The 24,942-nt window shown below is 59.6% G+C and carries 19 protein-coding genes; 12 read left to right on the top strand and 7 right to left on the bottom strand.

Annotated elements, in window-relative coordinates; translation table 11 throughout:
- Positions 1 to 145: 145 nt before the first annotated feature.
- Together FIV03_RS24415 and FIV03_RS24410 are read left to right on the top strand one after the other, a co-directional pair.
- The gene (locus FIV03_RS24415; protein ID WP_055659191.1) at positions 146 to 856 is read left to right on the top strand and encodes a GntR family transcriptional regulator; all 711 of its coding nucleotides are present in this window, start codon (positions 146 to 148) and stop codon (positions 854 to 856) included.
- A gap of 35 nt (positions 857 to 891) precedes the next feature.
- Complete coding sequence (locus FIV03_RS24410; protein ID WP_152511303.1) at positions 892 to 2,016, top strand: Gfo/Idh/MocA family oxidoreductase; 1,125 nt, start codon at positions 892 to 894, stop codon at positions 2,014 to 2,016.
- Positions 2,017 to 2,101: 85 nt separating this feature from the next.
- Here the strand turns inward: FIV03_RS24410 and FIV03_RS24405 are convergent, their stop codons facing one another.
- Positions 2,102 to 2,530, bottom strand: a complete 429-nt coding sequence (locus FIV03_RS24405; RefSeq protein ID WP_152511302.1) for a hypothetical protein — start codon at positions 2,528 to 2,530, stop codon at positions 2,102 to 2,104.
- A gap of 214 nt (positions 2,531 to 2,744) precedes the next feature.
- Here FIV03_RS24405 and FIV03_RS24400 point away from each other — a divergent pair, with 214 nt between their 5' ends.
- The gene (locus FIV03_RS24400; protein WP_152511301.1) at positions 2,745 to 5,429 is read left to right on the top strand and encodes an SH3 domain-containing protein; all 2,685 of its coding nucleotides are present in this window, start codon (positions 2,745 to 2,747) and stop codon (positions 5,427 to 5,429) included.
- 6 nt (positions 5,430 to 5,435) lie between these two features.
- Here the strand turns inward: FIV03_RS24400 and FIV03_RS24395 are convergent, their stop codons facing one another.
- Positions 5,436 to 5,897, bottom strand: coding sequence for an Lrp/AsnC family transcriptional regulator (locus FIV03_RS24395; RefSeq protein ID WP_152511300.1), 462 nt, complete (start codon positions 5,895 to 5,897; stop codon positions 5,436 to 5,438).
- Positions 5,898 to 6,001: 104 nt separating this feature from the next.
- Between FIV03_RS24395 and FIV03_RS24390 the strand changes: the two genes are divergently transcribed.
- Both FIV03_RS24390 and FIV03_RS24385 read left to right on the top strand, forming a co-directional pair.
- Entirely contained in the window at positions 6,002 to 7,474 is a 1,473-nt protein-coding gene (locus FIV03_RS24390; RefSeq protein WP_152511299.1) for an aminotransferase class V-fold PLP-dependent enzyme, read from the top strand.
- Positions 7,475 to 7,490: 16 nt separating this feature from the next.
- Positions 7,491 to 8,279 carry a class II glutamine amidotransferase gene (locus tag FIV03_RS24385; protein ID WP_023000199.1) on the top strand — a complete coding sequence of 263 codons (789 nt, stop codon included), beginning with the start codon at positions 7,491 to 7,493 and terminating at the stop codon, positions 8,277 to 8,279.
- 98 nt (positions 8,280 to 8,377) lie between these two features.
- Here the strand turns inward: FIV03_RS24385 and FIV03_RS24380 are convergent, their stop codons facing one another.
- The 4 genes from FIV03_RS24380 to FIV03_RS24365 all read right to left on the bottom strand — a co-directional run bounded on the left by FIV03_RS24380 (position 8,378) and on the right by FIV03_RS24365 (position 10,843).
- Complete coding sequence (locus FIV03_RS24380) at positions 8,378 to 8,749, bottom strand: STAS/SEC14 domain-containing protein (protein ID WP_152511298.1); 372 nt, start codon at positions 8,747 to 8,749, stop codon at positions 8,378 to 8,380.
- Positions 8,750 to 8,888: 139 nt separating this feature from the next.
- Positions 8,889 to 9,509, bottom strand: coding sequence for an HD domain-containing protein (locus tag FIV03_RS24375; protein ID WP_152511297.1), 621 nt, complete (start codon positions 9,507 to 9,509; stop codon positions 8,889 to 8,891).
- Between the two features lie 49 nt (positions 9,510 to 9,558).
- Positions 9,559 to 10,128: a helix-turn-helix transcriptional regulator gene (locus FIV03_RS24370; RefSeq protein WP_152511296.1), complete on the bottom strand. Its 570-nt coding sequence runs from the start codon at positions 10,126 to 10,128 to the stop codon at positions 9,559 to 9,561.
- A gap of 88 nt (positions 10,129 to 10,216) precedes the next feature.
- Positions 10,217 to 10,843: a DapH/DapD/GlmU-related protein gene (locus tag FIV03_RS24365; RefSeq protein ID WP_055659209.1), complete on the bottom strand. Its 627-nt coding sequence runs from the start codon at positions 10,841 to 10,843 to the stop codon at positions 10,217 to 10,219.
- A gap of 399 nt (positions 10,844 to 11,242) precedes the next feature.
- Between FIV03_RS24365 and phnC the strand changes: the two genes are divergently transcribed.
- The 5 genes from phnC to FIV03_RS24340 all read left to right on the top strand — a co-directional run bounded on the left by phnC (position 11,243) and on the right by FIV03_RS24340 (position 16,770).
- On the top strand, positions 11,243 to 12,076 hold the full coding sequence (gene phnC / locus FIV03_RS24360) for a phosphonate ABC transporter ATP-binding protein (RefSeq protein ID WP_055659582.1): 834 nt from the start codon (positions 11,243 to 11,245) through the stop codon (positions 12,074 to 12,076).
- A 58-nt stretch (positions 12,077 to 12,134) separates the two neighbouring features.
- A complete protein-coding gene (gene phnD, locus FIV03_RS24355) occupies positions 12,135 to 13,049 on the top strand; it encodes a phosphonate ABC transporter substrate-binding protein (RefSeq protein ID WP_023000193.1) in 915 nt (304 codons plus the stop codon).
- Between the two features lie 182 nt (positions 13,050 to 13,231).
- Positions 13,232 to 14,080, top strand: coding sequence for a phosphonate ABC transporter, permease protein PhnE (phnE, locus tag FIV03_RS24350; protein WP_152511295.1), 849 nt, complete (start codon positions 13,232 to 13,234; stop codon positions 14,078 to 14,080).
- An 11-nt stretch (positions 14,081 to 14,091) separates the two neighbouring features.
- Positions 14,092 to 15,426 (top strand): phosphonate ABC transporter, permease protein PhnE, encoded by a 1,335-nt coding sequence (gene phnE, locus FIV03_RS24345; RefSeq protein ID WP_152507038.1) that lies wholly within the window; start codon positions 14,092 to 14,094, stop codon positions 15,424 to 15,426.
- Between the two features lie 156 nt (positions 15,427 to 15,582).
- The gene (locus FIV03_RS24340) at positions 15,583 to 16,770 is read left to right on the top strand and encodes a lytic murein transglycosylase (protein ID WP_173013932.1); all 1,188 of its coding nucleotides are present in this window, start codon (positions 15,583 to 15,585) and stop codon (positions 16,768 to 16,770) included.
- A 50-nt stretch (positions 16,771 to 16,820) separates the two neighbouring features.
- Here the strand turns inward: FIV03_RS24340 and FIV03_RS24335 are convergent, their stop codons facing one another.
- Entirely contained in the window at positions 16,821 to 18,425 is a 1,605-nt protein-coding gene (locus tag FIV03_RS24335; protein WP_152511293.1) for a diguanylate cyclase, read from the bottom strand.
- A 186-nt stretch (positions 18,426 to 18,611) separates the two neighbouring features.
- On the opposite strand from FIV03_RS24335, the gene parA reads away from it, so the two are divergent.
- Both parA and FIV03_RS24325 read left to right on the top strand, forming a co-directional pair.
- Positions 18,612 to 19,253, top strand: coding sequence for a ParA family partition ATPase (gene parA / locus FIV03_RS24330; RefSeq protein ID WP_023000188.1), 642 nt, complete (start codon positions 18,612 to 18,614; stop codon positions 19,251 to 19,253).
- A gap of 137 nt (positions 19,254 to 19,390) precedes the next feature.
- The gene (locus FIV03_RS24325) at positions 19,391 to 24,934 is read left to right on the top strand and encodes an alpha-2-macroglobulin family protein (RefSeq protein ID WP_152511292.1); all 5,544 of its coding nucleotides are present in this window, start codon (positions 19,391 to 19,393) and stop codon (positions 24,932 to 24,934) included.
- Positions 24,935 to 24,942: the final 8 nt, after the last annotated feature.

Below are 24,942 nucleotides of genomic sequence, written 5' to 3'. Positions count from 1 at the left end.
GCGCCGACATGGGCGCGATTGAGGTTTCGCTATTTTCGTTTGTTTTCGAATGGCTTCATTCTGCCTTCGATTTCTTCTTGCATATCACCCGTTTTGATGTAAATCAATAGTGTATCAATTTTGAAAACGAGACCTTCGAACCGCCATGCCAACCGCCTCGCAAACCTCTACCGCGCTGCCGTTATACGTGCAGATAAGCGAGCTTTTGATCAGGGATATCGCGGCCGGGCGGCTGATCGACGGGGAGCGGCTGCCGCCTGAAAGGGACATGGCTGAGGAGCTTGGGATCTCCATCGGAACCCTTCGCAAGGCACTCGCCGACCTTACGCAAAAAGGCTTACTCGAGCGGATCCAGGGGTCGGGAAACTACATACGGCAGGGCGGCACCCATGAGAGCGTCTACGCCATGTTCCGTCTGGAACTCCTGACCGGAGGTGGTCTGCCGCGCGCGGATATTCTGGACGTAAAGCGCCTGGACAAGCCGGACGATCTGCCGCTTTTCGGTACCAGCGCCGAAGGCACCCGTATCCGCCGGCTGAGGTTCCTCAACGATGTGATGATTGCGGTGGAGGAAATCTGGCTCGACGGCGACGCGGGATTCGTCCGGCGCGAGCTCCTGTCGGACTCGCTTTACCGCTTTTACCAGAAACACCTCGGGTTCTGGATCGTGCGTGCAGAAGACCGGGTGACCATCCGTGCGCTGCCGGACTGGACGCCGGAACTCTTTCAGAAGACGCCCGGAACTCTCACAGGCTTTGTCGAACGGTTCAGCTGGGCGGATCGCCCCAAGCCGGTCGAATATTCGCGAACCTGGTTCGACACGGACCGGGCGCATTACGTGCAGCGCTTGAAATAGGTGGACGAGAAATGCCACCGCGCATGGAGGACTGAATGCCTGCAAAGGTAAGATATGGTGTCATTGGCTGCGGGATGATGGGGCAGGAGCACCTGCGCAACATCGCACTCCTGCCCGACACCGAAGTAACGGTGATCTTCGAGCCGGACGCCGGAATGGCGGAAGCGGCAGCGAGATTTGCGCCTCTTGCGCGATTTGCCAATTCCGTTTCGGAACTGCTGGAAGTGGACGAACTTGACTGCATCCTGATTGCCAGCCCGAACCACTGCCATGTACCGCAGATGGAAGAAATTCGCCGCAAGCGCCCGTTGCCGCTTCTCGTCGAAAAGCCTCTCTTCACCGATCCCAAGGATGTTGCCGAGCTGGAGGCTTTCAAGGCGTCCTATCCGGCGCCGGTGTGGGTGGCGATGGAGTACCGCTACATGCCGCCGATTGCGGCGTTGATCGAGCAGGCGGAAACAGCCACAGGCGGCATCAAGATGCTGACCATCCGCGAGCACCGTTTTCCGTTCCTCGACAAGGTCGGCGCATGGAACCGGTTCAACCGCTACTCCGGTGGTACATTCGTTGAAAAGTGTTGCCATTTCTTCGATCTCATGCGGCTGATCATGCAATGCGAACCAGTCCGCGTGATGGCGTCGGCCGGCCAGGATGCCAACCACAAGGACGAGGTGTACAATGGCGAACAGCCGGACATTCTCGACAATGGCTATGTGATCGTCGACTTCGAAAACGGTGCTCGGGCCATGCTGGAACTTTGCATGTTTGCCGAAGGCTCCCGCTACCAGGAAGAAGTGTCGGCCGTTGGCCCGGACGGCAAGATCGAAGCCTTTGTGCCTGGGCCCGGACGTTTCTGGCCAGAAAACCTCGGCGAACCGCCGGTGCCCCAGCTAGTCGTGTCGCCCAGGTACCCGAAGGGACCGCGTCAGATCGATATTCCGGTTGACCCGATGATCCTCGATGCAGGCGACCACAACGGCTCGACATTCTATCAGCACGAAGGCTTCGTGGCTGTGGTACGCGGTGAAAAGCCGGCACCTGAAGTGACGCTTGAAGACGGATGGCGGGCCGTGGAAATGGGGCTGGCGGCACAGCAGTCTGCCCGTACGGGTCAGGCCGTGACGCTACGATCTCAGGCGCTTTCCTCCGTCGCCTGCTGACAAGACGATTTTCCTCTGGAAACCTGGCCGGTACGACATTTGTCGTGCCGGCTTTTTTCTTGCCGACCCGGTAGGCGAGAAAGGGCTACCAGCGTTCCTTCGGCAACAGGGACTGCACGTTGTTGGAACTGAAGCCATCCCGTCCGCGCCGCAGGTTGATAGCGCGGATCGGCACCTGGTATTCTCGGCCCGTGTCCGACTTCTTGCACTGCTGTTTCCGGTAGGCGAAATTGTCCGGCACGTTCCTGTGGTTTTGCACCAGGACGCAGAAGACGTCGTAGCGGCCGTTCACGGCCACGTCCCGCCGCGCGCCCTGGGCAACGATCACCTGCATGTGGCGGGTGAAGGCCTTGTCGAAAAGCATGAAGTTGCAGTAGGGCTCGCTGCCGTTGGGTGTGCGCGTGCTCTGGCAATAAAATATCTCTGCCCAGGCTTTCTGCGGAGCAACGAGCGGGAAAGAGCCGATCGAGACCAAGCCCGCCAATACGGCTGCCAGAGCGTAACGCTTCACCATTCCCTTAAACTCCTGGTCGAAATGCAGTTTTTTTCAACGTGATCTTGCGGATAGAATATCACTCCACGTAAGATTTACCCGTGACGCCCCTCACAGGGAATAGGCGTGACGACGAATTTTAGCTTGCCTCGGGAGCGCACAAGTTCCCGTCACGTGCACAGACACATGCACCGACATCGACAGGGTAGGTTGAACCGGCCCCCGGGAGGTCCCAATGCGTAAGTCACTTTCCGTTCTTTTGTCTTCCACTTTGATTTTGCAAACGGTTTTCGTAAACGGCGTGCTTGCCGCCCCGGCCCTGACGACCGCCAATGTCAATTTCCGGCAAGGCCCGGGAACGAACTTCGGCTCACTGGGCACGGTGCCGTCCGGCACGCAGGTGGAAATGGAGAACTGCGATGACAGCGGGGCCTGGTGTTCGATCAGCTACAACGGCCAGAACGGGTTTGTCAGCGGACAGTATCTTCAGCTTAGCGAACCGGAACAGACGACCGGCTGGCCGCGGTCTTTCCAGACCGACGCCGGGGCGACGCTGGTGCTCTACCAGCCGCAATTCACCGAGTGGGACAACTTCAAGACCCTGAAGGCGATGGTGGCAGCGGAATACATCAAGGACAAGGATGCCAAGCCTGTCTTTGGCGTGATCGGTGTCAGCGGCGCGACCGTGGCCGACCCCGACAAGAGCGAGGTTGACATCAACCAGATCCAGGTAACGGAACTGAACTTTTCGGCTTTGGACCGGGAATCCCTCACTGACCTGTCGCTCCAGGTCGGCAAGATCATGCCGACCGGCACGATCACCGTGAAAGAAGATCGGATCACCGCGGGCCTAGCCGAATACAAGCGCATGGAGGATGTCCAGGGCCTGAGTTCGGAAGCACCGCCTATTTATGTCTCCACCGAGCCGTCCATTCTCGTGCAGACAGAAGGCACGCCGATCTTTGCGCCAGTCAAGGGTGATCAGGGGCTCAGCTTCGTGGTCAACAGCAACTGGGACATTCTGAAAATCGACGAGAGTGGCGAACTCTATCTGCGCGATGAAAAGTCCTGGATGAAAACCAAGGATGTCTCGGCAGGGTGGGAAGCGGTCGACAAACTGCCGGATCTGATCGGGTCTCTTCCGGATGACGATAACTGGAAGGAAACCCGGGAAGCGATCCCGGGGGAACCGTTTGCGGACAATACTCCGCCGAAGGTGATCTATTCAGACACACCGGCCGAAATGATCGTCTTTGACGGCGAGCCGGCTCTGGAACCGGTGGATGGCACCGATCTGGAATGGGCGTCCAACACCGAAAGCGACGTGTTCTTCCTGAAATCCACGTCTACCTGGTACATTCTGGTATCCGGCCGCTGGTTCAAGTCCACCTCGCTCGACGGGCCGTGGACCTTCACCACTCCGGACATGCCCTCCGATTTTCAGAACCTGCCGGAAGACGCGCCTTACTATTCGGTCCGTTCGTCCATTCCAGGCACTTCTGAAGCCTCGCAGGCACGGCTGAAAGCCAGCATTCCGACAACGGCTCGCGTTGAGGTCGGTTCCGTCAGTGCGGATGTCTCCTATGCCGGCGATCCGGAATTCGAGCAGATCGACGGCACGTCGATGTCCTATGCGGTCAATACCAGCGACCAGGTGATCCAGGTCGGTGCGAAATACTACGTGCTGCAGGACGGTGTCTGGTTTGTCGGAGACAGCCCGGAAGGACCGTTTACGGTTGCCACGGCGGTTCCTGACGAGATCTACACCATTCCGCCGTCTTCCCCGGTCTACAACACCACCTATGTGCGCATCTACGACAGCGAACCGGGAGCGGTCTGGTACGGCTACACGATGGGCTATCTGGCTGGGTTCCTGTCCTGGGGCGTCTTCGTTTACGGCACAGGCTATTATTATCGGCCCTGGTACCGTCCGGGACTGCGCCCGATCTACTTCCCGCGTCCGGTGAGCTACGGGATCGGTGCCTTCTACAATCCGGTCCGTGGCACTTTCGGACGCTATGGCTATGCCTATGGTCCGCTGCGCGGCATCGCCGGCGGTGGCATCTATAATCCGCGTACGGGCGGCTACATTCGCGGTGCCGCCATCAGTGGCCCCCGCGGCAGTGCAGGCTTCATCAGTGCCTATAATCCGCGAACCGGCAATCGTGTCGTGGTTGGCGGAGCCCGGGGCATTTACGGCTCCTGGGGCGGCAAGGTCGTAAGCGGGCCGGAATGGTCACGCACGCGCGATATTCAGGCTGGCGCCGTGCAGCGCTGGAAGCAGGACGGCAATCTGGGCCGTGTAGCGAACCTTGATCGCCGTGGAGATGTCTTTGCCGGCCGGGATGGTAGCGTCTATCGCCGCGATGGCGAGAAATGGCAGAAATTCGAGGGTGGCCGTTGGGGCGAAGTCGCTGCGCCCTCCCGCGAGGCAATTCAGGACCGCGTGGGTGACATTCGTGCCGGACTGGCCGGGGGAGCGATCGGCGCCGGTGCAGGGGCAGCCCTTGCCAACCGCCCCCTTGGCGACAAGATCCAGAACCGGCCGAACGTTCAGCGCCCGACCAACCTGCCTGCAGGCCAGCGCCCGAATATCGAGCGTCCCAATGTCCAACGCCCGAATGTGGAGCGCCCAAACGTCCAACGCCCGGCGCAACGGCCCAATGTTCAGCGCCCCAATGTGCAACGACCGAATATCCAGAAGCCGAATGTGCAGCGACCGGCGACCCGTCCCGCCACACGTCCGGCGGCACGACCCCAGGCGCCAGCACACCTGAGCAGGGACAACCGGGCGAGAACGGCAGGCAACCGGCAGGTCAATCGGCAGCGCAACGTTCAGCGTTCACGTCCTCAGGCACGCCCGCAACGTCATGGCGGCGGTGGCGGTGCGCGCAGGGGAGGTGGCGGACGCCGACGCTGAGCAAACCTAGATTGGAAGGTCGCGGGCATCCGCGATCGATTCCATGGTCATGTACGACGTGACCGTGTCCAGGTCGACCTTCTCGATCAGGCGCAGATACACCCGGTCGAAGGCATTCATGTCTTCGGCCACCACTTTCAGCATGTAGTCGTAATCTCCGGCAATCCGGTAGAAATCGATCACGTTCGGAATCGCCACCACTTCCCCCCTGAACCTTTCCAGCCACTCCTTGGAATGGTGCCGGGTTCGTATCATCACGAAGACTGTAAGGTTCAACCCGAGCTGCGCCGGGTCCAGCCGGATCGTATGTCCTTCAATCAATCCGCTGTCGTACAACGTTTTCAACCGGCGCCAGCAGGCGTTCTGGGAAAGACCGACCTTGTCGGCAAGGTCTCTTTGCGAAAGACGTGCGTCGCGTTGCAGGGCGCGCAGCAGCGCGCGATCAATATGATCGAATTTTTTCTCCATGTTCGATCACTTGACACGATCTGGAGTGTAAAACAATCGAATGAGGTGAAGATATCCCAATGAAAGGGGTCGTATGATCCGAAAAAGGCGTTTCGGAGCACAAGATGACCCAAATCCAAATAACAGGCACGGCACTCGATCATTTCATCGAAGAACTGAAATCTCCGGACCTGATTTCCCGCCTGCGCGCGGGATTGATCGGCGAGGGGGCAGCCATCTCAGGTCCGTTCGGCGAGCGCGAGCTGATCTATGCCGACTACGTCGCCTCCGGGCGGGCTCTGCGTCAGGTCGAGGAATTCGTTCTGGAAGAAATCCTGCCGGTCTACGCGAACAGCCACACCGAGGCTTCCTACTGCGGCAGTGCTATGACGAGGATGCGTGAGGCCGCGCGGTCTGAAATCGCCCGCATTTGCGGGGCCGACCAGGGCTACGCGACGGTCTTTTGCGGCTCGGGGGCAACCGCGGGCCTTAACCGGCTTGTACATCTTCTTGGTGTTTCGGCCGCCGCAGAGCGGGGCGAACAGCCACTCGTTGTGATCGGTCCCTATGAACATCACTCAGACATTCTGCCCTGGCGCGAAAGCGGAGCGGAGGTGATCGAGATAGACGAAGCGGAGACTGGTGGTCCTGATCTTGCCGAGCTAGAGGATGTCTTGCGCAAGGCAGGTGCCGGCCGGCTGATTGTTGGAGCGTTCTCGCTGATGTCCAACGTAACAGGCATCGTTACCGACGATGTGGCGGTCACACGCATTCTGAAGCGTTACGGCGCGCTCAGCGTCTGGGATTGCGCGGGTTCCGGCCCTTACCTGCCGGTTGATATGAAAGCCGGCACGGATGCCCGGAAGGATGCGGTTGTTGTCTCGCCGCACAAGTTCATCGGTGGTCCAGCCGCGTCAGGGGTCATGATCGTGCGCAAGGAAGCTGTCAGCAAGGCGACGCCGGTCTTTCCGGGCGGAGGAACGGTACGCTTCGTCTCGCCCTGGGCTCACGACTATTCAGACAATCTTTCAGCCCGTGAGGAAGCCGGAACACCGAACGTGATCGGCGATATTCGGGCAGCGCTCGCCTTTCTGGTCAAGGAAGCCATCGGGCAGCGGCTCATGGACGAGCGGAACGCCGCCTGGCGCGCCAAGGCGCTGGCCGTCTGGCGTGACAATCCGGCGATCGAGATCCTCGGAAACGACAATGCTCGTCACGCGCTTCCCGTGTTCTCGTTCCGTGTGAAGGATCTGGAACGCGGAGGCTATGTGCACCAACAGCTCGTCACCCGCATGCTGTCGGACATCTATGGCATCCAGGCTCGTGGTGGCTGCGCCTGTGCCGGGCCCTATGCCCATCGGTTGCTGGATATCGGTCCGGAACAGTCCGAAGCGTTGAGGGCCAGTATTCTTTCCGGTGAAGAACTGAAGAAACCCGGCTGGACACGGCTCAATTTTTCAGTGCTCATGACAGTAGACAAGGCGGACAGGATCATTGCCGCCGTCGAAGATCTGGCGCTGCATCCTTATCCGGCCGCGGATTACTACGCGTGCGATGAAACCACGGCCCGGTTCAAGGCCATGCAAGACGCTGCTTGAAGGACACCAAGTCGACATGTGCCGCTGGGCTGCCTGGAGCGGAGCTCCCAAATACCTGGAAGAAGTCATTTGCGATCCGGCGCATTCGCTGATCGACCAGAGCCGCAACGCGCTGTCCTGCAAGACATCGGTCAATGCCGACGGGTTCGGCGTTGCCTGGTACGGCGACCGGGACACCCCTTGTGTCTACAAGGACGTCCGGCCCGCCTGGTCGGATCCAAACCTGTTGCAGATCTCCAAGCACATCCGGTCTCGCCACTTCCTGGCACATGTGCGCGCCTCAACCGGAACGGCGACCACGCGGGACAACTGCCATCCTTTCACGTTCCAGCGCTGGACCTTCATGCATAACGGTCAGGTCGGCGGCTACGACAAGGTGAAGCGTCGCCTCGACAACATGATCCCGGACGACCTTTACCGCGACCGCATTGGCGGCACCGACAGCGAAAGCCTGTTTCTGGTCGCGCTCGCCTATGGACTCAATCTGCACCCGCGCGCGGCCATGGCGAGAGCTGTGTTCGAAGCAGAAGCCCTGTCCAAATACGCCGGAACGACGCCTCACATGCGTTTTGCTGCCGGCTGGTCGGATGGTGAAACGCTCTATGCCGCCCGCTATGCGTCGGACAACCTGGCGCCGACGCTCTATTACCGGGTGTATGACGACGGAGTGATGGTGGTGTCCGAACCGCTGGATGAAGCCCGCGGATGCTGGATGGAAGTGCCTCAGGGCCAGATGATCGAGGTCAGGGACGGCAAGGTGAACCAGGTTGCCTTCCTGAGTGATGAACAACTCGCCGACGCCTGAGGTTCCGGACTGACCTGCCAGGACTGACCTGCCAGAACTGAATTGCCAGATGAGACTGGGCAGCAGCCTCAGAGGCGGAAATTGCTAACGGCATAAGCTCATACTGGCGTTTCGATCCAGTGCCAGGCGATATCGATTTCATCCCGGTCGAAGTGTTTTTCCTGAATGCCGACCATCCGTGCAAACGTGGCGTCGATCGCAACGAGGGCGGCAAGCAACTTGCTGTCCGTAACGATGGCGATCTTGTTGAGATGCTGCATGTTGGCAAGCACCCACCGGATGTCCGTCTTGGCAGCCTCGAAGGAAACGCCGACATGATCGCCAAGAACGACCAGAACGCTGATCTTGCCCTGATCTTCAATCATCTCCTCGGCCTTGGCGATCAGGTTCTTTTCCTGATCAATATCGATTTTTCCGGAAATCTCGACACCGAGAACGGCACCCTGGCTGCGGGGCAGAATGGTGTACATGCTGGTTCCTCCGGCAGTGACTGAACGGCACAACCAGAAGGGTAAACCCAAACACGAAAAATAAGAACCTGCATGACCTTTTTTGCTGACCGCCCGGCAAGGCACCAGGCACCCTTGAGCGGCAAAGTCGATTGTGCAATCAGGCGATTTCCCGTCCGGCGTCCGTCATCATGGCGCGGGTCATCTCGTCGACTTCGTCCCGCAACTGACGCGTGAGGGCACTGCAATCGGTGCGATCACGGCCGTAACCCAGGTTGAACTCATAAAATGGAGGTGCTTGCCTTGGCATCAGAACGTGCTGAAGCATGGTCTCCAGCTTGTCGAACGCCTTGGCAAGTCGGGCTTCAGCGGTTCGTGCCGCTGCATACTCATCCCAGAGCGAGAGCAGCTCGCCAGCCACGTCACCCGGCAGCGGTTTGCACAAGGTCAGGAAGTCCCGCCTCTCGCGTTCCTGCCGGTCGTCGCCCAGCGTCTGGAGCGGAGCGGGGACATCTCCGGAGATGGCTTCGCCCAGGTCATGCACAAGCGTCAGCTTCAGGAGTTTGAGCAAGTCGATTTCTTTCAGCTCTGGTTCGAACAACAGAACCATCAAGGCCAGTCGCCAGCTATGTTCGGCAGTGCTCTCCGGCCTGCCGCCGGTTGTCGTTCCCGAGCGAAGCGTGTCCTTCAGCTGCTCTGCAGCCTGAAGGAAGTCCAGCAGGCCCGTCAGTCTGGTGTGGGAAATTTCAGGAAGATCGAGGGAAGGGGGCGTCTTTGTCATGGTAGCCAGATTATTGCGGGCCACCGCGCCAGGCGAGTTACCGCATAATTTATGCGGCATCCTGTTCTTCACGGACCAGCCGCGCAAACCGTCCGTCTGACAGCGGCAGGCGCGAAATCCGGATGGTGCTCTCCGGGATGGTCATTTCCGGGAAATCAACGTGTTCCGTTCGGTAGACAATGTCAGGAGCATCCGGCTCGAACCAGCCAAAGTCGGTCAGTCTGTGCTCTGTTGCCCGAATGCCTTCGGACGCAAAACGCCACAGGGGCCGGTTCAGAAAATCGTTCACCGGCGCGCGCCATTCGCAGGCACGCGGAACGGACATGGCCAGCAGCCTGTGTGTGAGGTCGCAGACCAGATGCACGGGAACCGCGGACCGGGAGACAAGATCAAGCAGGGCCTTGTCGGCGGCGCTCTCCGGACGTGCCCTCAGCAGACGGGTGATCTTCGCCCTGTCGCTGTCATCCGGCTGCGACTTGCCGCTCTCCCAGCGCGATATCCTCGTCTGCGAGACGCCGAGTTCATGTGCCAGGGCTTCCTGCTTGACCCGGTTCAGTACGCGCCAGCGCCGCAGCGACGGACCAAGACTGGTTTCAAGAACGGCGGTTTCTGTTTGCATTGTGCAAGTGTAACGCGTCCCGGGAATTTTGTGCAGCGGGAAAAGAGGGCACGGCTCACCTGAGCAGGTGTCCGCGCCACCTGTGGGATCAGCGGTACTTCTCGATGAACGCGTCGATCGACAACTTGCGAAAATCGGGCAGCCGTTGCTTCAGCTCTTCATGGGACCAGTCCCACCAGGAGATATCGATCAGCGCCTGTTCCTGCTGTTCGGTGAAACGCCGTTTGATTTCCCTGGCGGCCACACCGCCAACTACGGTGTAGGGGGCGACATCCTTGGAGACGACTGCCCCGGCTGCAACAATAGCTCCGGTGCCGATCGAGACGCCGGCAAGCACCGTGACATTGTGGCCGATCCACACATCATGGCCAATGGTGACCCAGTCGTCCTTGCGCCACTGGAAGAAATCCGCGTCGTCTTCGCCAAGGTCATAGGCAGCAGCGCGGTAGGTGAAGTGGTGCTGGGAGGCGCGCCAGGTTGCGTGGTTTCCCGGATTGATGCGGACGCGACGGGCGATGGAACAGAACTTGCCGATAGTCGACCAGACGACATCGCCTTCCTGCACGATATAGGAATAGTCCCCCATGCTGCTTTCGCGCATTTCCGTGCGTGCGCCAACCTCGGTCCAGATGCCGAGATCACAATTCAGCACCCTGGCCTCCGGGTGAATGTTTGGGGCTTCGGTCAGGGAAGGCTTCTGGGTCGGGGCGGACATGGATGCTCCATATAGCGTTGGAAGGAGTGCGGAAACGGTTTGTAGCCGTGTTGCTGGCACCGGTCGTGACGCTTTGATGACACTGGCGTGACTCCCGTCACTTTTTTTGCATGCATCCACAGCGGTGAAAACGGCATTTGGCGGGTAGAAGCCTTGTATTTGAGCACTGATTTCCGAGTGAATTTCAGCCAGGCATGTGTGACGCCGAGGGGGCCCGGAAAGCGCTGAGAGCGCTGCGGAATTCCCGCCGGAGATGGTTGTTCTGCCAATGCTTCAGGCAGGGATGTCATTGATTTGTCATAAAATTTTGGGCTCCCCGACAAAGGAATGTCATTTTTCTGTAATGGTCCGGTGGCTCTTGTCGCGCAGCACGACGAACACAACGGACAGGGCTGGCGCGTGATTCAATTTCAGGAAGTCACCAAGACCTTCGGGTCTCGGACCGCGGTCAACAAAGTAAGTTTTAATATCGAAAAACCGCAGATGGTCGGGATCATCGGTCGGTCCGGTGCCGGCAAGTCAACCTTGCTGCGCATGATCAACCGGCTGACCCCCGCCAGCGCCGGACAGATCCTGTTCGATGGCCGGGACATTCTCAGCCTGAAAGGCGGCATGATGCGCCGCTGGCAGCGCGACTGCGCCATGGTGTTCCAGCAGTTCAACCTGGTGCCGCGCCTGGATGTTGTCACCAACGTCATGTTGGGGCGCCTCAACGGTCACGGCACCTTGAAGAGCCTCTTCAACATCTTCAGCCAGGAAGACGTCAATTCCGCGCTTGGTGCGCTCGACAGACTGGGCATTGCCCAGGAAGCCACCAAGAGGGCCGAGGAGTTGTCCGGTGGTCAGCAGCAGCGTGTTGCGATTGCCCGCGCTCTTATGCAGGACCCGCACATGATCCTGGCGGACGAGCCGATTGCCTCGCTCGATCCGATGAATGCCAAGATCGTCATGGATGCGCTGCGTGAAATTCACGAGCGCGACAACAAGATCGTCATCTGCAACCTGCACACGCTCGACACCGCCCGGACCTATTGCGACCGGGTGATAGGCATGCGCGACGGTTTCCTCGTGTTCGACGGGGCGCCGGAAGCGCTGACCACGGCTGTCGCACGCGAAATCTACGGTGCCGATGAGAGCTTTAACGAGGCGGCGACATCCACCGCCATCGATGCCGGCCAGTCCGGTTCCAGAGAATCCGCCGGTGCGATGACCCCGGCGGCAGCAGCGGTCTGATCCGGCTGCGCACCCGCTTAACGTCATCAAAATTGAGAACTCTCGGGGAGTGTCCCAAATGAAACTCGTTGCTAAAGTTGCTGCGCTTGCTGCCGTCAGCATGATCGCTCTGAACGCTTCTGTTGCCGGTGCAGCGGAAATCACGGAATTCCGTATCGGCCTGCTCGGCGGCGAAAATGCTTCCGACCGTCTGCGTGCCAACGAATGCCTGCGCGAAAAGACCGAGGAACTGCTCGGCGTTCCGACAAAGCTGTTTGCTCCGGCAGACTACAACGGCGTTATCGAAGGCCTGCTCGGCGGTAACCTCGACATGGCCTGGCTCGGTGCTTCCGGCTACGCAAAAGTCTTCCTGACCGACCCGGAAGCCGTTGAGCCGGTTCTGGTCAAGGTCAACAACGACGGCAGCTACGGCTACTACTCCATCGGTTTTGCCCGCGTCGACAGCGAGATCAACTCCCTGGAAGACATGAAGGGCAAGACTTTCGGCTTCGGTGACCCGAACTCCACGTCCGGTTACCTGATCCCGTCCATCGAAATCCCGAAACTCGGCTACTCCATGAAACCGGGTGAGTATTTCTCCGACGTTGTCTTCACCGGTGGTCACGAGCAGACCATCGTTGCCGTATTCAACGGCGACATCGCCGGCGGCGTGACCTGGGCTGACGGTCTTGGCGAATGGGAAGACGGCTACAATTCCGGCGCTCTGCGCAAGGCAACCGATGCGGGTCTGGTCGATATGACCGAGATCAAGGAAATCTGGCGTTCGCCGGTGATCCCGGAAGGCCCGGTTGTCCTGTCCAAGAAGCTGCCGGACGACATCAAGGCAAAGATGACCGAGCTGATGGCAAACCTCGTCAAGGAAGACAAGGAATGTGGCTACGGCGTGATGGCCGGTGAAGCACGCGGCTTCGAACCGATCACCCATGCGGCTTACGAATCCATCGTCGCTGCCCGTAAGGCAAAGAGCGAGTAATCGGAATTTCCGATCTCCGCGCGGGCCGGTCTCCGGCCCGCGTTTTCTCAAGTATCGGCCAGCGGAACCGACTTTCCGCCAGAAGTGGCTCCACAGGGCCAGGATCGCCAGGTTTCGAAGGGTTGATCCAGCTAAGCCGCCCCGCTTCGGATGAAGTGAGCATCAAGTAAAGGTCCCAAACAATGGCTGTTGCCGCACTCGAGCAGGAAATCCTGTCCATGCGCAAACGCCGCCAGCTCTATTCATTGATAGGGTTGCTGCTGGTCGTAGCGGTTCTGGTCTCCGGTTATTCGAAATCCAATTCGATGAATTCCGGCGGATTTCTTCAGGGTCTTTCCAAGTTCTTCGACTATCCGGGCGAGATCGTCGTTGAGGCCTTTGAAGCCGGCCCGGCCTTTTTCTCGCTGATGCTGCAGTTCGTTCCGGCCATGCTGGAAACCTTGAACATTGCCGCGGTTGCGACCCTTCTGGGCGGCGCGATGGCAGTGGTGCTGGCCATGGCCTCCACACGCAATGTCGACAGCTGGGGACCGTTGATCCCGGTGGTTCGCCGCATCATGGACATCACACGTGCCTTCCCCGAACTGATCATTGCGCTGTTCCTGATCTTCGTACTCGGCTCCAGCCCTGTACCAGCCATGATCGCTGTTGCGTTTCATACCGCAGGTGCGCTCGGCAAACTCTTTTCCGAAGTGAACGAGAACATCGACCGCAAGCCCATCGAGGGCCTGTCGGCCTGTGGGGCCAGCTGGCTGCAACGCATCCGGTTTGCGGTGCTGCCCCAGGTGGCGCCGAACTATCTCAGCTATTTCCTGCTGCGCCTTGAAATCAATGTGCGTGCTTCTGCCATTCTCGGCTTCGTTGGCGCTGGCGGCATCGGCCAGGAACTTCGCCGCACGATCGGCTGGGGCAAGGGTGCAGGCGATGAAACCGCCGCTATCTTCGTCCTTCTGTTCATAACCATCATGGCCATCGACCAACTGTCGTCCTATCTGCGCGGCAAGCTGGTCGGGTCCGGCCGGGCGCATTGAGGGGAAATCTCATGACCGTCGATACGCTCGAAACACCCGTCACCCAGGCTCTGGTCTGGAACCAGGTCCGCCGGCGCGCATGGCTCACTGTCGTCGTACCGCTCGCGATCTTCACCTACCTCGTTTACACGTGGTTCGCCTTCGGGGTGCCGGAACTGCTCTCTCGTGCCCAGCCGGAACGGGCGGTGATCCTGGCAACGGATAGCGTCGCCTACAAAGTTCACGTCACAAAGAGCTTCCGGGACAACGAGTTCGAAGTTGCGATCGAAGGCGAGCGCACCGCTACCTACGACAACGCCAAGGTGCCCGACTGGGTGCAGCTTAGCGGCGAAAATGGTGTGGTTGACCTTGGCGATGGCTACAAGGTCGAGATCGATGGCAGGACAGCCCTGTTCACCATCCCGGGCTATGGCGTGGTGGAGGGCACCGCGACTGCCGATGGTGTCGAAACGGTTCTGCCGGCAGGGCCGGCACCGGACTGGATCAAGATCGACCCGCGCAAGCTCGATGTGCGCCCGACCCTTGATCGGCGCCTTCAGGTCACCAAGACGAAGATCGAGGTTCACAACTATTTCGGCGGTTGGGAGAACTTCTGGTTTCCGTTCCGCTCACCACTTTACGGCATGTCCTTCAGCCAGCTTTATGCGTTGGCGTTGAGCTCGGACCGAATGGATCCGGAAACGTCGAACATCTGGTTCATCGTGAACGAGTTTCTGGAAAACCCTGACTGGCAGCACGGCAAGGTTCTTACCGCCTTGTTCGAAACCATCATGATGGCCGTTCTCGGCACTCTCACGGCCGCATTCTTCGGATTGCCGCTGGCGTTTCTTGCAGCTCGCAACTTCACGCCGTCGAAGCTGCTTCGGTTCGGAACACGCCGCCTCTTCGACTTCCTGCGTGGCATCGACATGCTGATCTGGTCGCTGATCTTCATTCGCGCCTTCGGTCTCGGGCCGCTGACAGGAGCTCTGGCAATAGCCTTCACCGATACCGGTTCGCTCGGCAAACTGTTTTCCGAAGCGCTGGAGAACATCGACAACAAGCAGGTCGAGGGCGTGAGGGCGACCGGCGCCAATCAGATCCAGCGGTATCGCTACGGTGTGATCCCGCAGATCCTGCCGGTCTTCGTGTCCCAGGTCCTCTACTACCTGGAATCGAACACCCGGTCAGCCACGGTCATCGGTGCTCTCGGGGCAGGGGGGATCGGTCTCTTGCTGGTCGAAACCATGAAGACCTCGCGTGATTGGGAAAACACCAGCTACATCATCATCCTGACAATCATTGTCGTGATCCTGATGGATCAGACCTCAGGCTGGCTGCGCCGGAAGCTGATTGAAGGCAAATAGGTCCGTCTGACCTGAAAGTGATAAACCCGGCGCGGTAACGGCGCCGGGTTTATCTTGATAACTGCAGGTACCCCCTTTTTGCCGCATTTATGTCGCGCTAGCGTGTCAGCGTTCGGAAATTGCTTCGAAGCTGCGGAGGGGGCTGTGCGCCAGGGCATGCGAAATCATCTTGTGAATGTTGCGTTCGGAACCGGTCTGTCCATGATGGCTATGACAGGATCGGCCTTTGCGATCGAAAGCTGTGTTGCATCCCTGAAGAAACAGGCTGTTGCCGCAGGCGTCCGACCGGACATCGCCGAGCGCATGCTGTCAGGTGCAACCTTTGACGAGAAGGTCATCCGGTTCTCGACGTCCCAGCCCGAGCACAAGACCGAAATCTGGGATTACATGGCCTTTCTGGTCGACGCGCAGCGGATCCAGGACGGCAAGGCAAACCTGAAAAAACACAACAGCACACTCACCTCCATCGAAAAGCGGTACGGTGTCGACCGGCACGTGGTTCTGGCGGTCTGGGGCATCGAGAGTGACTACGGCAACTTCCGCGGCGATTTCTACACCCCACATGCTCTGGCCAATCTGGTTTGCGCCGGCAAACGGCGCCAGAAATACTTCCAGGGCGAACTGATCAAGACCATGCAGATTGCTTCACGAGGGGATGTGCCGGCCAAAGACTTCGTCGGCTCCTGGGCAGGGGCTTTCGGGCAAACCCAGTTCATGCCGAGCACCTACAACAGTCTTGCGGTCGACTTTGACGGCGACGGCCGCAAGGATCTGGTGAATTCCGTCCCCGATGCCCTGGCTTCAACGGCAAACTTTCTGAAAAATGCCGGATGGAGCAACAGCCGGCCCTGGGGATACGAGGTCAAGGCACCGAAGAGTTACAGTGGGCCGTCGGGTCTGAAGAACTATTCGTCCCTGTCGACCTGGGCCAAACGAGGCTTCACCAAAATCGACGGCGGCGGTCTTTCCGGTAATCTGGATGCAGCGCTGATCCAGCCGGCAGGAGCGGGGGGGCCTTCCTTCCTGGTGACCCGCAACTTCCGGGCCCTGCGTTCCTACAACGCATCAACGTCCTATGGTCTGGCGATCGCCCTTTTGTCGGAACTCGTATCAGGCGGCGACCCGTTCAAGACACCCTGGCCGACCGACAACCCCGGTCTTTCCCGTGCTCAGCGTGTGGAGCTGCAGAAACTCCTCAACCGCAACGGCTTCAACGTCGGTGAACCTGACGGGAAGGTCGGCCCGGCCACACGTGAAGGCATCCGCAAGGCCGAGGCACGCCACGGCCTCCCGGTAACAGGACGTCCGTCCTGGAATGTTTACTCGGTGCTGGGGGGGAAATAGCCCACGGGCAACCGGCTGAAATAGGGTGAACCCTGCTTGACTGGTGCCGCTCAGGAAGCGTTCTGGGGAATGGAAAGCGGCACACTGGAATGAAGGCAGCTTCTGTTCCGGCCCGTTTTCTTGGCTTGGTACATGGCCTCGTCCGCGGTCCTGAGAAGCTCATATTCGAGGTCCGGGCCGTTCGCCTGAACCGAGACCCCGACACTTGCGCCGACTGTCCTGTCCACCGCCCCTTTGATCGGGATCGGCAGGTTGATGTCGTAAACGATCCTGTCTGCCAGGGCAGATAGACTGTCCGCGTCAGTGCGCCGTGTTGACAGGATCAGGAATTCGTCGCCGCCCATCCGGATGATCGTCTCATCTTGTTGCAGCAGATCCGACAACCGTTCCGCCACTGCCTTGATGACCTGATCACCGACTGAATGGCCATGGTGATCGTTGACGGTCTTGAACCGGTCCAGATCGATCAGAATGGCGGCAACTTTGACGCCGTGGCCCACGCTGAGCCGGGTCGTTTCGAAGAATTTCGACATCATGCGCCGATTGCCGACACCTGTCAGCGCGTCGTGCAGAGCGTTGAATTCGATCTGGGCGTTGAGTTCAAGAAGGCTCGTGTTTGCCTCCTGCAGTTCCGTGTTCAAGGTTTCGGTTCTGGTACGCAATTCCCTCTCGTAATCAGCCTTGCTGTGTGCAAGCCGGAATTCCAGCCGGTTCCGGAAATCGTTGCTCTGGCGTTCCGTTTCCTCGGTGAACATCTTCTTTTGAAGTTTCACATAGGCCTTCAAATAGTCGAGCGCACTGCGGTGCTCTTCCAGGGCTTCGTGGGTCTGGGAGAGCTTGAGGTAGAAGTTCCGCGTCCAGTGGTGGTAGTCGGCACCGGCAGCATTCAGCAGGCCGTTTTCCAGTTCGCCGCGCGCTTCGTCATAGCGCTTCTCTTCGAAAAGGCTCAATCCGAGCACGTAGTAAAGGTGGCAGGCAACCCGGTGATCCTGGCTGAACTGTGCCGCTGCCAGGCCCTTGGCGGCGCAGGTGCGCGTCTCCTTCAATGCGCCGGTTTCCACCAGCGCCGCTCCCAGCACTTCATAGGCGTAAGGCAGGTTCACGGCGTTGCGATGCTCCAGGGCATCTTCCAGGCACGCCTTTGCCGCTTCGACGGCTGCCTCGGGACTGCCACACCGCAATTCGGTGCGCGATAGGGTTTGCAGGATGTGTGAACGCTCGTAAACAAGGCCCAGCCGATCGGCGATGTCCATAGCTTCCTGAAGCTTGGACTGAGCCTTTTCGTAGTCATGATAATAGGCGCACATGTTGGCGAGCACGGTCAGCGGCTCGATACCGGCGCGTCCGTGAGTTGCCGCTCCGAGGATCTCCAGGCTTTCTCCCAGAATGGCATCGGCCTGGCTGAGTTCACCGAGGCTGTAGACGCAAACCGACTTGATGACCAGAAGCTCGGACCAGCCTTCCGGATCCTGCCTGGGATCCATCATCGAGAAGGCCTTGTCGGCAAGCTTTGCCGCCGCATCGAAATGACCGGACCAACGCTCCAGCCATGCAAGATTGAACTGAAGGGGACGGTTGCCGGGGTCCGGTTCCGGCTGCCGTTTCAGCGCGTCATACAAAAGGCGTTTGCAGAACGCCGGATTGCGCCATCGCAAGGCCCAGCTTCGCTCTTGCAGTTCCTTCAGGTGCGCCTCCCTTGACGGCAGTTTTTAAAAAATACCACTGGTGATCATAGCCATAATTCCGGAAACGCAACGTAAATTCATTTGGATAAGACATAGATTTGTTGCGTTGCGAAAAACATCAGCGCAATATATTGGCGAAATTCTGGAGGTTTAGGCATGTCCGGGCGGATTCTGACGGTTGCACAGCAAAAAGGCGGGTCGGGGAAGACAACCCTTGCGGCCCATCTTGCCGTTGCGCTTGCCAAAAAGTCCGGCGAACCGGTGGCAATCCTCGACGTGGATCCGCAAGGCTCTTTGGGGACCTGGTTCGAGGCACGCGAAGACAACTTTGGCGAAGACAATACCGGTCTTGAATTTCGCACCGCGTCAGGCTGGGGCGCAAGGCGTGAGGCGCGTTCGCTCGCAAAGTCCCATGGTTACGTTGTCATCGATACACCGCCCAAGACTGACAGTGATGCCAAGCCGGCAATCGACGCCGCTGACTTCGTGATCGTTCCGATCCAGCCGACGCCGGTCGATCTCTGGGCAACCTCGCAGACGATCGAGATGGCTGCGCGTGAAGATACACCCGCACTTCTGGTGCTCAACCGCGTGCCGCCCCGCGCGTCCCTGACAGGTGAGATGGCGGACGCCATTGCCGCTTCGGGATATGACGCGCTCAATGCCCGCCTGGGCAACCGGACCGTCTTTGCCTCTGCAATGGGCAGAGGCCGCGCCGTGACCGAGGACGCACCATCCAGCAAGGCGGCCCAGGAAGTTGCGCTGCTGATCGAGGAACTGGTCAGCAGGATCGGCTGAGCTCTCAGACCGTCTCGTCTGGATTTGTGCGACCACGCCCTTGTGTCAGGAGAGTTCACTCTAAAAACTATTTTGCCTTGTCCTTGTCACGATCCAGTGACTTGATAGGGGAAATTATAGGCCCCGGAGGATTGGCCATGTTCGTTTTTTCGTTTGTTTCCCAAAAGCTTTCCCTCAATTTCAAGCATCGTTTCAAGAAGGTTGCCAAAAGCACGCTGCTTCTTGTGGCAAGCGCCGGTTTCGCCGGTGTCATGGCCACCGCAGCAGTCGCGCAGGACCGGCGTATTGTCACCATCGATGATGCGGATTTCTTCGGTGGTGACTATCGCACCGTGAAAGACGTGGATCTGGACGGGTGCAAATCCGTCTGCCTCAGCGACAATCAGTGCCGCGCCTTCACCTTCAACACCTCTGCGGGCTGGTGTTTTCTGAAGACCGACTATGGCGAACTGCAGAGTTTTGCCGGTGCGATCGCCGGACGGGTCGTTGAAGTCAAGGCGCCACGCGCCGACCAGAGCGCAGACCGAAAGGCAGAGCTGGTTTTTATTCCCAAATCCCAGCTGGAAAGCGCACAGACCTATTCCCTCAGCATTGCAAATTCGGTGCGCCCGAACGGGCAGACTGCGGATCAGCTGCGACGGAACGGTCAGGACGCACTCGGCGAGCGTAACGGTGCACTGGCAGAAGCCGACTTCCTGCAGCTGATCAAGCTGGAACCGGGTGAATTTGATGCCTGGACCCAGCTTACCACCGCCCTGCTGCTGCAGGATCCAGACAACTGGCAGGACAGGGAAACCAAGCGCAAGAACGCGATATCAGCCTCGATCAATGCCTATCTGCGGTCGGTCAGCGCACCTGAGCGCGCCTTGGCACTTGAACTTGTGGGCCGCGCGATGACCCGCAGCAGCGAATACAAGACCGCGATCAAGGCCTTGCGGGCATCGTTGGCGGTCGAGGAAAATTCCAGCGTCCGTCGGCAATACGCGGATCTGGTTGCCGAGCACGGCTTCCGGATCGTTGATCACGAAGTCGATTCCGACAGCGCGTCGCCACGGATCTGTCTGGTCTTCTCGCAAAAACTGCCGCTTGGCGAAGACATGAGCCCTTATGTCAGCGTAAGCGGCGAGGGTACTTTCGCGATTGAGGCGGAAGGCAGCCAAATCTGTGCGGATGGTCTCAAGCATGGCGGTCGCTATCAGATCACCGCACGCAGCGGCTTGCCGGCAGCCGATGGCGAGAAGCTGGAAAAGACCGCCGACCTGACTGTCTATGTGAAGGACCGGTCTCCTTCCGTCAGCTTTTTGAGCCGTTCCTACGTTCTTCCTGCTGGTGGCGACCCCACCATTCCGATCGTTTCCGTGAACACCTCCGAAGTCGAGACCTCGATCTACCGCATCGGCAACCGCTCCATCGCCGACATTCTGCGTGACAACCGCTTCCTGCGGCAGCTCGACAGTTGGCGGGCAGACCAGATCGAGGACGAACTGGGTCAGAAGGTCTGGTCCGGAATCGTCGAGACCGGCAACGACCTGAACCAGGACATCACGACCGCCATACCGATTTCGGAAACCGGCATCGAGCTGAAACCGGGCGTCTATGCCATGACCGCACGGTCCAAGCTCGATCAGAAGAACCGCTGGGGCACGCTGGCAACGCAATGGTTCCTGGTGTCCGATCTGGGCCTGACGGCCCTTTCAGGCGATAACGGCATTGCTGCCAATATGCGGTCTCTCACAAGTGCAGAGGCACTGGAGGGCGTGACCGTACGCCTGTTGGCCGTCAACAACGACATTCTCGGTGAAGCTGTCAGTAACGCGGAAGGCTTTGCGGAATTTGCCGTCGGCCTTACCCGCGGCAGAGGCGGTCAGGCCCCCGGTATCCTCGTGGCTGAAACGTCCGAGGGCGACTATTCCTTCCTCGACCTGCGCAAACCGGCGTTCGATCTGTCCGACCGGGGTGTCGAAGGACGTGCAGCACCGGGACCGCTAGACGTTTTTGCCTGGACCGATCGTGGTATCTACAAGGCTGGCGAAACCGTTCACGCACAGGCTCTGCTGCGCAATGCAAGCGCAACCGCTCAGGAAGACTTTCCGCTCACCTTCATCTTCAATCGGCCTGACGGTGTGGAGCACGCCCGCTTTACCGTGAACGACGGCGGGCTTGGTGGCCACCTTCAGGATGTGACGCTGGCGGCGTCGGCTCAGCAGGGTATCTGGTCCTGGCAGGTTTTCGCCGATCCGAAGGGCAGGGCGCTCACCGAGCAGACCTTCCTGGTGGAAGATTATCAGCCCGAGCGAGTCGATTTCGAACTTGAAACAGATGCAAAGACCTTCAACCGTACCGGGCCGACAGCGGTATCGCTGGACGCCAAGTATCTCTATGGCTCGCCGGCCAGCGGCCAGACGCTGGAAGGTGATGTCATCGTGCGGCCCATCCGCACGCTTGAAGCCCACCCGGGCTATCAGTTCGGCATTGCCGATGCGGATGCCTATACACAGCGCGGCTCCCTGTCGTCGGGCCTGAAGACCGATGATGATGGCAAGCTTACCTTCGACGTCTTCATGCCCGAACTTCCCGAGACGACCATGCTTTATACAGGCGAGCTGATCGCACGCCTGGTGGAGGCGGGCGGCCGCTACGTTGAACGGGATATGGACCTGCCTGTTGCCATCGACGGACCACGCATTGGCGTGAAACCCGCCTTCGACGGCGGTGTCGATGAAGGCGGTCCGGCAGATTTCTCCGTAATCGTCATCGATGAAGACGGCAAGGAAGTCGACGGAACGGACATCGGCTGGACCCTGTCCAAGGTCGATCGCCGGTATCAATGGTACCGCTATGACGGCAACTGGTCCTATGAGCCGATCACCACCACCCGCCGTGTTGCCACCGGCACCGTGCAGGTGACCGCCGGACAGCCGGCACAGCTTTCCCTTCCGGTCGAATGGGGTGAGTACCGTCTCGACGTTGAAGGCAGCGGAACGCTGCAGACCTCGACGCGCGTCACCTTCAATGCCGGCTGGTATTCTGCCGATGCCTCGTCCGATACGCCTGATTATCTGGACGTTGGCCTCGACAAGACCAGCTACCGGCCCGGCGACACCGCCAAGCTGCGCCTCAAGCCGCAGATGGCCGGTATTGCTGTGGTCAATGTTGTTTCCGGCGGATTGCTGGCCAGCAAGACCGTTGAAGTGACTGCCGAGGAAACCGAGGTCGAGATTCCTGTCAGCGACGATTGGGGGGCAGGGGCCTACATCACGGCCAGCCTCTACCGACCGATGGACCTGGACCAGAAGCGAATGCCGTCACGGGCAGTCGGTCTGTCCTGGCTGCAGGTCGACCCGGGGGACCGGGCGCTTGACGTGCAGTTGTCTGCACCTGACCGGATTCTGCCCGAGACGACACTGGACGTTCCGGTAAAACTCGCGAACCTGAAAGCGGGAGACCAGGCGTATTTGACGATTGCCGCGGTTGACGTTGGCATTTTGAACCTGACCGGCTTCAAGACACCGGATCCGGAGAAATGGTACTTCGGCCAGCGTCGTCTCGGCACCGATTTCCGTGATCTTTACGGCCAGTTGATCGACCGGATGGCTGGAACCCGCGGGCGTGTCCGTTCCGGAGGAGATGCCGCAGGCATGCGGCTCGATGCACCTCCGCCGGATGAAGAACCGCTTGCCCTGTTCTCGGGACTTGTAACCGTGGACGATAATGGCGAAGCAACCGTCTCCTTCGATATCCCGGCCTTCAACGGCGCCGTCAAACTGATGGCGGTTGCCTGGACAAGGGATGGCGTCGGTCATGCCGACCAGGAAGTGGAAGTGCGTTCACCAGTCGTGATGACGGCAAGCGCACCCGCCTTCCTTGCACCGGGAGACCAGTCGCGAATTTCGCTGGAAATCGACAACGTCGATGGCCCTTCGGGTTCTTATGCGCTCGAAGTCTCGGTCGCTGACGGCCTTCGGCTGGAAGGTGGCAGCACGGATCAGTCGCGTACGCTGGATCTGGAAAACGGCAAGAAAGCCCTGGTGCTGCTTTCTGTTTCGGCAGAAGACATGCTGACGAAGTCGGAAGTCGTGGCGTCGCTGACCGGGCCGCAGGGCGAAGTTTTCGTCAAGCGTTTCAGCCTCGAGGTTGAAGATACCCAGCCTGAAGTTGTCCGTCAGTCCAGCTTGTCGCTGGCATCCGGAGACAGCCTCTCGCTGGATGCGGACACCTTCGACGGCCTGCGGGCGGATACGGTTGACATCACCCTGTCTGCCGGTGGTGCTGCAAGCATCGATGTCGCCGGCCTGCTGGCGGCACTTGACCGCTATCCGTATGGCTGCACCGAGCAGACGACCAGTCGTGCCCTGCCGCTGCTTTATCTCAGCGAAGTTGCCGAGGCCGCGGGGCTTGGCGGCGATAGCGCCATTCGGGAACGGGTGGTCAAGGCCATTGCCAAGATCCTGTCGAACCAGTCCTCTTCCGGCGATTTCGGTCTCTGGAACAGCTATGGCGGCGGTGATACCTGGTTGGATGCCTATGTCACCGACTTCCTGACCCGTGCACGCGAAAAGGGATATCTGGTGCCCGATCTTGCGTTCACTTCGGCACTGGACAATCTGGAAAACAGGTTGGCCTATTCCTCCGACTTCCAGGATGGCGGCGAAGACATCGCCTATGCGCTCTACGTGCTGGCCCGCAACGGCCGCGCCTCCATGGGCGATCTTCGCTATTACCTGGATGCCAAGCTGCAGAACTTCGCAACACCGCTTGCCAAGGCACAGGTTGCCGCCGGGCTTGCCCTTTATGGCGAGCGTGACCGGGCGGCCACCGGTTTCCGGGCGGCTCTTGCCGCTCTGCCGAAGGAGGCTCCGAAGTACTATCGCGACGACTACGGCTCCGTCCTGCGCGACAGCGCGGGCGTGACGGACTATGTCGTTTCGGCGTCCATGGAAGACAGTCTGAAGACGGAAGCCATCGACTTCCTGAAAACGGCCCAGGCCAACAAGCCATACCGGTCGACACAGGATATGGCCTGGATGCTCCTGGCAGCGAATGCGCTCAACGAATCCGCGCAAGACGCCCGGATCACCGTTCGTGGTGAAGTAACGCCCGGACGGTTGGCCTGGTCGCTGGGCGGCCGCGAGGTTGCCGACTTCCCGGTGGAGGTGAAGAACAACGGTGACGCTGGAACGGAGCTTCTTGTCTCCGTGGCCGGCCAGCCACTGGTTCCCGAGCCCGCAGGTGGCAAGGACTATGCGGTTGAACGCACGGTCTACGACCTTGATGGCAATCCGATCGATCCGGCTGCTGTTCCGGTCAACACCCGGCTTGCTGTGGTCGTCACAGTACGGGCCCTGACGGATCATCCAGGTCGGTTGATGGTCGTTGACCGCCTGCCTGCCGGCCTGGTGATCGACAATCCGCGGCTTGTGCGTTCCGGCGATATCGGTGGCCTGTCGTTCCTCGATACGGTTGATCAGCCGGAACATTCGGCGTTCTACAGGGACCGGTTCGAAGTGGCCGTGGACCAGACCCGTTGGAGCAGCAAGGAACTGACCTTTGCCTATCTTGCAAGGGCTGCAACCCCGGGCGACTATTCGCACCCGTCGGCGTCGGTAGAGGATATGTACCGTCCGGATCGTCGCGCCATCACGGCAACCGGCAGGTTGGTTGTTCTCGGCCCGACACGATAAGGCCGTAC

Source organism: Labrenzia sp. THAF187b (assembly GCF_009363375.1).
GTDB classification, from domain to species: Bacteria; Pseudomonadota; Alphaproteobacteria; order Rhizobiales; family Stappiaceae; genus Roseibium; species Roseibium algicola.
Note: the sequence above shows the minus strand (reverse complement) of the source record. Positions and strands in the feature narration are given on the sequence as shown.

Bases quoted from the DNA above. Each gene is read 5' to 3' on its own strand.
- FIV03_RS24325 (WP_152511292.1), top strand. From the start codon at position 19,391: ATGTTCGTTTTTTCGTTTGTTTCCCAAAAGCTTTCCCTCAATTTCAAG.
- FIV03_RS24370 (WP_152511296.1), bottom strand. From the start codon at position 10,128: ATGCAAACAGAAACCGCCGTTCTTGAAACCAGTCTTGGTCCGTCGCTG.
- FIV03_RS24375 (WP_152511297.1), bottom strand. From the start codon at position 9,509: ATGACAAAGACGCCCCCTTCCCTCGATCTTCCTGAAATTTCCCACACC.
- FIV03_RS24405 (WP_152511302.1), bottom strand. From the start codon at position 2,530: ATGGTGAAGCGTTACGCTCTGGCAGCCGTATTGGCGGGCTTGGTCTCG.
- FIV03_RS24395 (WP_152511300.1), bottom strand. From the start codon at position 5,897: ATGGAGAAAAAATTCGATCATATTGATCGCGCGCTGCTGCGCGCCCTG.
- phnD (WP_023000193.1), top strand. From the start codon at position 12,135: ATGAAACTCGTTGCTAAAGTTGCTGCGCTTGCTGCCGTCAGCATGATC.
- FIV03_RS24410 (WP_152511303.1), top strand. From the start codon at position 892: ATGCCTGCAAAGGTAAGATATGGTGTCATTGGCTGCGGGATGATGGGG.
- FIV03_RS24385 (WP_023000199.1), top strand. From the start codon at position 7,491: ATGTGCCGCTGGGCTGCCTGGAGCGGAGCTCCCAAATACCTGGAAGAA.
- FIV03_RS24365 (WP_055659209.1), bottom strand. From the start codon at position 10,843: ATGTCCGCCCCGACCCAGAAGCCTTCCCTGACCGAAGCCCCAAACATT.
- parA (WP_023000188.1), top strand. From the start codon at position 18,612: ATGTCCGGGCGGATTCTGACGGTTGCACAGCAAAAAGGCGGGTCGGGG.
- FIV03_RS24400 (WP_152511301.1), top strand. From the start codon at position 2,745: ATGCGTAAGTCACTTTCCGTTCTTTTGTCTTCCACTTTGATTTTGCAA.
- FIV03_RS24390 (WP_152511299.1), top strand. From the start codon at position 6,002: ATGACCCAAATCCAAATAACAGGCACGGCACTCGATCATTTCATCGAA.
- FIV03_RS24340 (WP_173013932.1), top strand. From the start codon at position 15,583: ATGCGAAATCATCTTGTGAATGTTGCGTTCGGAACCGGTCTGTCCATG.
- phnE (WP_152507038.1), top strand. From the start codon at position 14,092: ATGACCGTCGATACGCTCGAAACACCCGTCACCCAGGCTCTGGTCTGG.
- FIV03_RS24380 (WP_152511298.1), bottom strand. From the start codon at position 8,749: ATGTACACCATTCTGCCCCGCAGCCAGGGTGCCGTTCTCGGTGTCGAG.
- FIV03_RS24415 (WP_055659191.1), top strand. From the start codon at position 146: ATGCCAACCGCCTCGCAAACCTCTACCGCGCTGCCGTTATACGTGCAG.
- phnE (WP_152511295.1), top strand. From the start codon at position 13,232: ATGGCTGTTGCCGCACTCGAGCAGGAAATCCTGTCCATGCGCAAACGC.